The organism is Bacillus sp. bc15, assembly GCF_900142585.1.
Lineage (GTDB): Bacteria > Bacillota > Bacilli > Bacillales > Bacillaceae_G > Bacillus_A > Bacillus_A cereus.
In genome coordinates, this window is sequence record NZ_FRBJ01000001.1 from 1,687,152 (window position 1) to 1,694,611 (window position 7,460).

The following is a 7,460-nucleotide window of genomic DNA, read 5'->3' on the forward strand; positions in this document are numbered from 1 at the left end:
GATACATAAAAACCCAGTCATGCTTTATACATAACTGGGTTCTCCATCGTTTCATAATTTTCTATTTCACAAGAACTGCATCTCGTAATTCCCTCTTCAACACTTTTCCTAAAGCGTTTTTCGGTAACTCATCTATGAATACTACTTCTGGTATTTTATAGCTTGCTAATTTCTCTTTACAATACTGAGTAATACTTTCTTCTGTTAATGTTGTTTCGCCATCCTTCACAATGTAAGCTCTTGGAACCTCTCCCCAAAAGTCATCTGGAACTCCAACTACTGCAACTTCTAAAACACCATGTATTTCATGAATAACATCTTCTACTTGATCTGGATATACGTTGTCACCACCGCGTATAATAACGTCTTTATATCTTCCCATAATATGCAGGAATCCATCATCATCTATCATGCCAGCATCACCCATGTTAAACCAGTTATCTTTTACTACCTTCTTTGTCGCCTTTTCATTATTCCAATATCCTTTAAACATGTATGGACTTTTCACATGAATCTCTCCAACTTCATTTGTTGTTAGTTCATGTCCTGTTTCCGGATGAACAATTTTCACCTCTACATTTTTCAAGGTCTTTCCTACAGAAGACATCTTTTCTTTTCCCATCATTGGATGCCATGAGGTTACAACCCAACCTTCTGTACTACCATAGCCTTGCACCATATATATGCCTTTTTCCATATATTTTTGAATGAGTGTTTCTGGCACTTTTGTACCACCGCTTTGTGCTACTTTAAAGGTTGAAATGTTACGTTCTTTTTTATTTAGTTCATCAAGCATGTAACTATAAACGGCTGGGAAAGCAAGCATCGTAGTAATTTTCTCTTCTTCAATCTTATCCCAAATAAGAGCAGGATTCGAATCAGCTAAGAAGATCATCGTAACGCCATGATAAATACAATTTAAAATAGAAAGCACGCCACTCATATGAAACAATGGATGCACAGATAAAAAGCGTTCACCTGCTGGGATTTCTCTTTGTCCCGCAATTTCAGCAAAATAATGATGTAAGTTTTTATGTCCAATTACACATGCTTTTGCCTGTCCAGTCGTTCCTGATGTAAACAAGTAAATGGCATCGTCTTCTTCATGAACTTCTACGTTCGGTTCTGTCGTTGGCTGTTTTTGCAACTCTAATTCAAATGAACCAAAGTCTTCTTTTGTTGTTTGAATTACATAAGGAATTTCTTTAACAGCATCAACCTTTAATAACACTTCATTAAATTCTTCATCAATAACTAACACTTTTAATTTCGCTTCTTTTACAATCGTTTCTAATTCATAAACAGTCAGCTGATGATTTAGCGGAATAAATACCGCTCCAATTTTTAAACTTGCCATCATAACGCTTGGAAATGGGTGATTATTTTTGCATAGTATTCCTATACGATCTCCTCTTTGCACACCATTATGTAACAAATAATGTGCAAACTGATTTACTCGTTCATTATATTGCTGAAACGAATATCTTTTCTTCCCCCCTACAAGCGCTTCCAAATTTGGTGATTGCATTGCTCTCTTTTGTAATAATTGTCGCATCGTTCTCAAGTAAAACTCCCCTTTATATATGTTAGGTTTTTTATTTTACCAGATTAACTATTAATTTACTAAAGATTACACTTAGTGAATATAAGAAGAATATAAAATATCCATTTACTTTACAAGTAAATGGATATTTCCCATTATATATTAGAATACTTCTTGTTCATCACATATTGCACATACTCAGGTGCACTTTTATCAATCTCTTCATCGCTTAGTTTATATTCTGCACCATATAAATAAAAGGAAGGTATAAATTCCATACCTGTGTATAAGCATGTAGCTTGGAATGGTTTCGTCAACTCATCCATTGTAATTCCACTATTTTCATAGTCTTTTTCTAATCCACCTATAGAAATAGCTACACCAAATTCTTTCCCCTTCACTTTATCTCCTTGTGATCCGTACGCAAATCCATATGTTAATACATCATCGAACCATTTTTTTAATAATGGTGGTGAGCTGTACCAGTAAAGCGGAAATTGAACTATATATCTGTCATGTTCTACTAATAACTTTTGCTCTTCTTCAATATTAAACTCCCAATTCGGTGCCACTTTATACAATTCATGCACCGTAATTTCATCCGAATATTTCTCAAGTTCTTCAATCCATCTTTTATTAATTTTTGATTTTTCAATATCAGGATGTGCTACAATTACAAGTGTTTTCATCTTTTTTCATCCCCTTTATAAATTATTCAACCCTTTACGTATTAGTATGAATGAGTCACATATAATTGAAAAGTACGTACTTTAAAGTGCTATAGGAACCTTAAAGTACCTGTGGAGGTGTTATATGAATCAAAATGATAATTGCCCAATTGCAACAACACTCGATGTAATCGGTGGAAAATGGAAAGTTCATATTTTATGTATTTTGTCGGATGGAAAAATGCGAACAAATGAAATTAAACGAGAAATCCCAAACATTACACAAAAGGTTCTTACACAACAACTTCGGCAACTTGAAGCTGATGGGATTATCTATCGTACCGTATATCAAGAAGTTCCACCAAAGGTTGAGTACACACTAAGTGAATATGGAAAATCTTTAATGCAAATAATGGATAATCTGTTTGAATGGGGAAAAGATCATCAGATTAAAAGATTACATGACTAAAAAAGCACTATATACTTTGTTTAATCCTCTACGTTCATATTTTTTATTTCTATAAAGTTTATTTTCATCATTTTTTAGCTAACTTGTTTTCTTAGATTGATGGACGTGACCCCACATCCATCAATCTAAAAAGATACAATTAGAAAAATGAGATTTCTATAAAGTTTCGCATATAAACACTACTTCCGTCTCATTAAACGCTCGCTCTACTTTTTCTAATCTCAATTGTACGTAAGCTATAAAGAAGCACCCCTAAACCGAGAATTTTTTCATTATTAGACGCATTAGAACCTAAGGTAATAGTAGGTACATTTAAACCCATAAACCTTTCACTCCGTTCTATAGGCATATAAAAAGATACTCCTTAAAAATAAAAAACGCTATTCTCTCTGTAAAATCATAGAAAAGAATAGCGCTTTTTATTTTGAAATAGAAATCATCATTTAAACTAAACATGCTAATATTGATTTTGTGCGATTGTCAGTTACCTCATAATAAATTTCTAATCCTTTCCGAGTACCTGTAACCATTTTAGCAGCTTTTAGTTTAGATAAATGTTGACTAATTGTACTTTGAGGCATTTGTAAATCCCCATACATTGTTGTTACATTAGTAGGACCTTTTGCAAGCATTATTTTTACTAAAGATAGACGAACTGGATGCGCCAATACCTTTAACACCTCAGCGATTTCTTGAAACATTTCTTTTTTTTCTTTCATCTTATTTCTCCCCTTTTATATACATATTTATGTTATCCATATATATAATTCGGAGGTATATGCGTTTTTGTGTCCGTCATTTAAAAAAAATATAAAAAAACTTTAATCCGAAACTAAAGGATTAGCTTAACATAATGTCTCACCATTAATGATGAATAGGAATCTCATTATAGAAGCAGCAGTTTTTATACCACAACTCTACATTCAACTAACTAAAACCAATGAAAAAAAGAGCAGATAGTCTGCCCTTTTATGATGCCTCCTTATGTTCCGTGGAATGTTTAACACTCCCCAGTCTCTTTAGTTTATTCCACCCTACCGCTACTCCTCGAAGCGATGAGAATATAGATTTAATGACAACATAAGTCATAAATTGGCGATAAATAAAACGTTGTAAAATTAACCATGCCAATGGTTTTGGGTTCTCTTCCTCTAATTTAAATGCGAACAGAGAAGCGAGAAGATCCATTAAAAAGAAAACAAGATAAAATCCTAAAACTTTTAGCGGATTACTACTAAATAGTCCTATAATCATTAATATATCTGCAAAAGGAGCAATGAATTGCAGCACATATTGGAATAACCACATATTAGGCAGTGCAATAAATCCTAATGTTTTATGCTTTGGATTACATAACGCTTTTCGATGTTTCCAAAGACATTGAAGTGTACCATATGACCAACGATACCGCTGTTTAATGAGACTTTTCACATCTTCAGGTGATTCCGTAAAAGCATGCGCTTTTTCTTCATATACAATTCTATGCCCTTGACGTAAAAATGTAATAGTAAGATCCGTATCTTCTGCTAACGTATCTTCGCTTAAATATCCAGATTCAACTACATTCTTTTTGCGCCACGCCCCAATAGCTCCTGGAACTACTGTAATACAATTTAACTCATCAAAAGCTCTACGTTCTAAATTAAACCCTGTAATGTACTCAACATGTTGCCAAGTAGTTAACAAATTCCGTCTATTCCCCACTTTGACATTACCTGAAACTGCAGCTACATTCTGATCTTCAAAGTGTCTAACCATTAGAGAAATGGCGTCTTGCGCAATAATAGTATCCGCATCTAAAGTGACAATGATTTCTCCTCGCGATTGTTGAAACCCTAGGTTCATTGCCGATGATTTCCCGCCGTTTTCTTTCTGAATGAAACGAACTTTAGGGTGTTTATAAAATGTTTCTTTCATTACTTTTGACGTACCATCTGTCGATCCGTCATCCACAACAATAACTTCAAATTCTCTATAATTACTATCCAAAATTGAGTGAATTGTCTTGGCTATCACCTTTTCTTCATTATATGCTGCTATGACAACACTAACAAAAGGTTGATAGGACGAATTAATATAGCGAGATAACGTTTTTCTTTTCTGCTTCCATGCAAAATAAATTAAGAATAAAAATCGAAAAATCCCTAATCCAATAGCAATATAAAAAATAGTTGTTAATATATGCTTAAAATATCCAGCTCCTGAAAAGACAGCTTTATTGTAAAGTAAATATTGCTTCCCCTCAGAAGAAACAGGAGGCATAATTTCATCTCGTTCTTTATTCATTAAATCTGAAATTGTTACAAAACTATATCCATGCTTTTTTAGGTCTTTAATAATGATTGGGAGCGCCTCTACTGTATGTGTACGATTCCCTCCCGCATCATGGAGAAGAATAATATTTCCCTCTCCCTTATAAATGGGATTAAGAGCACGCTTTACTAATTCATTTGTTGATGGTGTTGCCCAGTCTTCGGGATCAACTTTTTCCGCTACCATTGTATAGTTCATATTTTGTGCACGTAAAATAGGCAATATTTCATTTGATGAATCCGGGTTAGCATCCGCTTCATATGGCGGTCTAAATAAAACCGTAGAATGTCCAGTTACTTCCTGAATTAAACGTTGCGTCGTATTAAGTTCTACTTTCGTTCGTAGTAAAGACGTATCAGCTATGTTAGGATGCTTGAAAGTATGATTGCCAATTTCATGCCCTTCATCGTATATTCTTTTTACAATACTAGTATTTAGTTGTGCGTTTTCACCAAGTACAAAAAAAGCAGCTTTTATTTGATTCTCTTTTAATATATCTAAAATTTCTGGCGTATATTTCGGGTCTGGTCCATCATCAAATGTTAATACTACTTGTTTCCCATTTGGTTTTCCATATCGTTGCACTTCATATGCAGATGGTAAGGATTGATATACTTCATCTGTAAGGTAACCATCTTTGCCTACTTTAAAATCTCTCAATCCATTTTTTCTTTCATTCTCAATCTGTAAAATTTCACCTTGTCCAGAATAATTTACTTCATCTAAACTATTGATTTTATGTAATACATTAGGATTTTTTTGTGCCTCAATCGGATTTTTTAAAACTTTCCATATTGTAGGGTCTTCTGCTCCTAGTCTCCATAACGCAAATCCCTTTGCATTATTGTCCATTGCGATTTTCACTTGATTATAAAGAGTTACACCGTCTAAGAACCAAGCAGTATGTTCTTTCCCTTCTGTTTTATACCTAAAATAAGGGTTTCCACTCATTTTATCCCATTGAATTTTCATATTTGAATCATGAGCCATTGCCATAACTTCTGAGAAAGTTAAAGACTTCGCAGCTTCTTTACTATTTACTTGCCAATCATATCCATAGTTACCGAAAGCAACTATAAACTTATTAGACGGAATATTCAGTTCTTTCAATGTATGTTGGAACCATTTATTTGAAGCAATTGGTCCTGGTTCCCCGGTTCCATAGTGCTCATCGTACATCATTACAATCATTCGATCTATTATTTTTGCTAACGCACTATAATCAAAAGCCTTATCATTAGCTGGAACATCTTGTGTAACGAGCAAATCATGTTCATGAAATTTCGTAGTAAGTTCTTTCATAAAATTTGTTAAGTTTTCTCTATCACTTTCAGGTACGGCCTCAAAGTCAATATTGATTCCTGAAAAATGATTCTTTTTAACTTGGCTTACTAAATCATTAATAAACTTTGTCTTTACATCATTTGAGGAATTCAGTAACTTATGAATTAGCCCACTATCAGGACCAGAAGCTTCCTCAGTATAGTTAGTAAGCAAAGGCATAATCTTCACTTGATTCTTTTCTGCCAACTTTACTATCTCAGGTTTTATCTCACTTCTAATCGTTAAATCTGCTTTTAAATGATACCACTCTGGTACTAACGTAGTTAATGAATCGATATTTTCTTTTAGAGAAGCGGTACTATTTTCATCCCAGTTTACATAAAAACCATACACTTCTTTAGGATGTTTACTATCCTTCGGCGGATTCACCAAATTTTTATTATCCTTCGTTTCGGTATTTAGGTTAAATTCTTCCTTCTTTAACTGCTGATCACTAAGTTTTTGATTAATTGGTACAAGTTTAGTATCTTGTTGTACAGCGGTATTCATATTTGGAATTTCTGGTGTTGAAAAAATACTTTGAAAGAAAAAATAAAATACAACACCTACACTAACTATTGAGATACATAGAAACCAAATAAAGGCTATGTTTCTCCTTCCTTTCGGATCATAAAAAACAGGTTTTTCTTTATCTTTCTCTTGTTGAATGTTTTTCTCCATTATATTTTTCACATACTCCTTCTTAATAGAACTATAAAATAATAAAGTGCAACTTTAATCAGCCCTCACCAATTGGGCATTTACAAGCAGCCCAACTCCCACCTAACTTCTTTGCTCCAGCCAAATTTTGAGATGGGAGTTTTACTGCCCACAATAGCGAGAGAAATCCTTTTAGCTTTGAAATGAATCTCTCACTTCCATATTCTATTGATTCTTCTTTTCATTCCCTTGCTGGTGGCCTCTATTTTCTTGTTGAGACCCCCTACCATTATTCCCTTGCTCGTTTCCACCATTTTCTTTCTGGGATCCTCTTCCATTGTTCCCTTGCTGATTCCCATTATTTCCTTTTTGAGATTCTCTATCGTTGTTCTCTTGCTGATTCCCATTATTCCCTAGTTGAGACCCTCTTCCGTTGTTCCCTTGCTCGTTCCCATTATTCCCTTGTTGTGATCCTCTTCCGTTG

General features: G+C 33.9%; 6 protein-coding genes and 1 pseudogene. 1 reads left to right on the plus strand and 6 read right to left on the minus strand.

Going from position 1 to position 7,460, the window contains the following annotated elements:
• Nucleotides 1-61: 61 nt before the first annotated feature.
• Together BUA87_RS08600 and BUA87_RS08605 are read right to left on the minus strand one after the other, a co-directional pair.
• A complete protein-coding gene (locus BUA87_RS08600) occupies nt 62-1,555 on the minus strand; it encodes a class I adenylate-forming enzyme family protein (protein ID WP_080017696.1) in 1,494 nt (497 codons plus the stop codon).
• Nucleotides 1,556-1,698: 143 nt separating this feature from the next.
• Complete coding sequence (locus BUA87_RS08605; protein ID WP_072939185.1) at nt 1,699-2,232, minus strand: NAD(P)H-dependent oxidoreductase; 534 nt, start codon at nt 2,230-2,232, stop codon at nt 1,699-1,701.
• Between the two features lie 124 nt (nt 2,233-2,356).
• Here BUA87_RS08605 and BUA87_RS08610 point away from each other — a divergent pair, with 124 nt between their 5' ends.
• The gene (locus tag BUA87_RS08610; protein WP_001072981.1) at nt 2,357-2,680 is read left to right on the plus strand and encodes a winged helix-turn-helix transcriptional regulator; all 324 of its coding nucleotides are present in this window, start codon (nt 2,357-2,359) and stop codon (nt 2,678-2,680) included.
• A gap of 193 nt (nt 2,681-2,873) precedes the next feature.
• Here BUA87_RS08610 and BUA87_RS31250 read toward each other — a convergent pair whose 3' ends face one another.
• The 4 genes and pseudogenes from BUA87_RS31250 to BUA87_RS31725 form a co-directional block, all read right to left on the minus strand.
• Nucleotides 2,874-3,029, minus strand: a complete 156-nt coding sequence (locus BUA87_RS31250) for a hypothetical protein (RefSeq protein ID WP_002101139.1) — start codon at nt 3,027-3,029, stop codon at nt 2,874-2,876.
• A gap of 94 nt (nt 3,030-3,123) precedes the next feature.
• Nucleotides 3,124-3,399: an ArsR/SmtB family transcription factor gene (locus BUA87_RS08615; protein WP_000660066.1), complete on the minus strand. Its 276-nt coding sequence runs from the start codon at nt 3,397-3,399 to the stop codon at nt 3,124-3,126.
• Between the two features lie 250 nt (nt 3,400-3,649).
• Entirely contained in the window at nt 3,650-6,997 is a 3,348-nt protein-coding gene (locus BUA87_RS08620; RefSeq protein ID WP_072939188.1) for a trifunctional glycoside hydrolase family 18/polysaccharide deacetylase/glycosyltransferase family 2 protein, read from the minus strand.
• 204 nt (nt 6,998-7,201) lie between these two features.
• Nucleotides 7,202-7,460 (minus strand): annotated as a pseudogene (locus tag BUA87_RS31725) (hypothetical protein); the annotation flags it as partial.

Bases quoted from the DNA above. Each gene is read 5' to 3' on its own strand.
- BUA87_RS08610 (WP_001072981.1), top strand. From the start codon at position 2,357: ATGAATCAAAATGATAATTGCCCAATTGCAACAACACTCGATGTAATC.
- BUA87_RS31250 (WP_002101139.1), bottom strand. From the start codon at position 3,029: ATGCCTATAGAACGGAGTGAAAGGTTTATGGGTTTAAATGTACCTACT.
- BUA87_RS08605 (WP_072939185.1), bottom strand. From the start codon at position 2,232: ATGAAAACACTTGTAATTGTAGCACATCCTGATATTGAAAAATCAAAA.
- BUA87_RS08620 (WP_072939188.1), bottom strand. From the start codon at position 6,997: ATGGAGAAAAACATTCAACAAGAGAAAGATAAAGAAAAACCTGTTTTT.
- BUA87_RS08600 (WP_080017696.1), bottom strand. From the start codon at position 1,555: ATGCGACAATTATTACAAAAGAGAGCAATGCAATCACCAAATTTGGAA.
- BUA87_RS08615 (WP_000660066.1), bottom strand. From the start codon at position 3,399: ATGAAAGAAAAAAAAGAAATGTTTCAAGAAATCGCTGAGGTGTTAAAG.